At 63.4% G+C, this 2,183-nt stretch carries 3 protein-coding genes; all 3 read left to right on the forward strand.

Annotated features, from left to right (window positions below; all coding sequences use genetic code 11):
* The coding region (locus tag EN935_RS32115; protein ID WP_127374025.1) for an SDR family oxidoreductase at positions 1-352 on the forward strand (352 nt) is incomplete at its 5' end.
* Between the two features lie 21 nt (positions 353-373).
* Positions 374-1,579, forward strand: coding sequence for a CaiB/BaiF CoA-transferase family protein (locus tag EN935_RS32120; RefSeq protein WP_127265742.1), 1,206 nt, complete (start codon positions 374-376; stop codon positions 1,577-1,579).
* A gap of 2 nt (positions 1,580-1,581) precedes the next feature.
* A partial coding sequence (locus EN935_RS32125) for an enoyl-CoA hydratase/isomerase family protein (RefSeq protein ID WP_164771535.1) occupies positions 1,582-2,183 on the forward strand: 602 nt, incomplete at its 3' end.

A 2,183-nucleotide genomic window follows, 5' to 3' on the forward strand; every position in this document is an offset into this window, starting at 1 on the left:
GGGCCATATCGGCCTCGACGGCTGGACCGCCTATGCTGGCGCCAAGGGCGCGGTGATGGCAATGACGCGTCAGATGGCGGTCGAGTTCGGTCCGATGAACATCCGGGTCAATTCGATCTCGCCAGGCACCATCAACACGCCGATGAACGACAGGCTGATCAAGGAGATCGGCGGCAACCTCGCCAAGGCCTGGGTCAAGATGCATCCGCTCGGCCGCATCGGCGAGCCTTCCGAAGTGGCCGAAGCCGCAATCTATCTCGCCTCCGACGCCGCTGGCTTCACCACCGGCACCGACCTGCGCGTCGACGGCGGGCTGACCGCAGCACCCCGCTACGTGCCCGAACTGCTTTGACAACACGAAACGAGACATGAAATGAACAAGGCCCTCGAAGGCGTCCGCATCCTCGATTTCAGCCATCTGCTGCAAGGGCCGTTCGCCACCCAGCTGCTCGGCGACATGGGCGCCGACGTCATCAAGGTCGAGCGCGCCGGCGCCGGCGACATGTTCCGCGGCATGACCTTCTTTGCCAAATGGGTGGGCGGCTCCGAGAGCCCGAATTTCCTCGCCTGGAACCGCAACAAACGTTCGATCGCGCTTAACCTGAAGAGCCGCAAGGTTCACGCCATCCTCATGGAGATGGCCAAGAGCGCTGACGTGGTGGTGCAGAATTTCCGCCCCGGCGTGCTGGCCAAGCTCGGCTACGGCTACGAGGACTTCAAGGCTGTCAATCCGCGCATCATCTACTGCTCGGGCTCCGGCTATGGCGAGGAAGGTCCTTATGTCGAGCGCCCCGGCCAGGACATGCTGATCCAGGGACTTGCAGGGCTGATTGCCAACACCGGTCGCGGCGACCAGGCCCCGGTTCCCGCCGGCGCCGGTCTCGCCGACCAGATCGGCGCCATGAACATGGTCTACGGCATCCTGTCGGCGCTCTACTATCGCGAGAAGACCGGCAAGGGCCAGAAGATCGAGGTCAATCTGCTGGCCGGTCTGATGGCGCATCTCAACCAGGAATATGTTGCCGTTCTCAATCTCGGCGAAGATTTCGTCCGGCCCAATTCCGGCATTGGCCATCCCGGTATGCAGGCGCCGTTCGGCATCTACGAGGCGAAGGACGGCGGCTACATATCGATCGCCATGAGCCCGTTCAAGACACTTTACGAGGTGCTGGAGGCGCCGCAGCTTGCCGTCTATGACGACCTGAAAACCCTGTTCGACAAGCGCGACGAGGTGTTCGACAAGGTCAATGCCGAGACCAAGAAGTTCGCCACGCAGGATCTGTTGGCGCGGCTGCTGGCAGTCGACATCTGGTGCGCCGAAGTGAAGGATATCCGCCGCGCGGCGGAGGACCCGCAGGTCAAGCATATGCGGATGATCACCAGCTATGATCATCCGCGCGGCGGCAAGGTGCGGGTGGTGGCACCCGCGGTCAAGATGAGCGAGACGCCCGCAACCATCGAGCGGCCGGCGCCGCTGGTCGGCCAGCATGGCCGCGAGATCCTGGCCGAGTTCGGCCTGTCCAAGGACGAGATTGCCGCATTGGAAGCGTCCGGTGACATGACCGTGGACGCGGCCTGACGATGCGAGCCTATCAGACACTTACGGTCGAAACTTCGGGCCGCGTCGCGATCGTCACCTTCCGGCGCGCCGACCAGCTCAACGCCATGAACCGGGTGATGCAAAGTGAGATCACCGAGGCCTTCGAGGCATTGTCGGACGACTCGGGCGTCGGCGCGATCGTGGTGACCGGCGAGGGGCGCGGTTTCATGGCCGGTGCCGACATCAAGGAATATGCCGCCCAGACAGCATCCGAGTTCGATACTTTCCAGGCTGCCGGCACGCGCATGTACGCGGCGATCGAGAACAACCCCAAGCCGGTGATCGCGGCAGTCAACGGCTTCGCGCTGGGTGGTGGCATGGAACTGGTCTTGTGCTGCGACATCGTCATCGCCAACCAGTTCGCGAAACTCGGCCTGCCCGAGATCAAGCTCGGGCTAATCCCCGGCGGTGGCGGCACCCAACGCAGCGTTGCCAAGCTCGGCCGCAACCGCGCCAACTTTTTGCTGATGACCGGCGCCATTGTGCCGGCCTCCGAATTCGTCGCTACCGGCCTGGTCAACGAGATCGTCGATGTCGATCGGCTGCTGCCGCGCGCGCTGGAACTTGCCGAAATGATCGCTGC

The organism is Mesorhizobium sp. M7D.F.Ca.US.004.03.1.1 (assembly GCF_003998635.1).
Lineage (GTDB): Bacteria > Pseudomonadota > Alphaproteobacteria > Rhizobiales > Rhizobiaceae > Mesorhizobium > Mesorhizobium loti.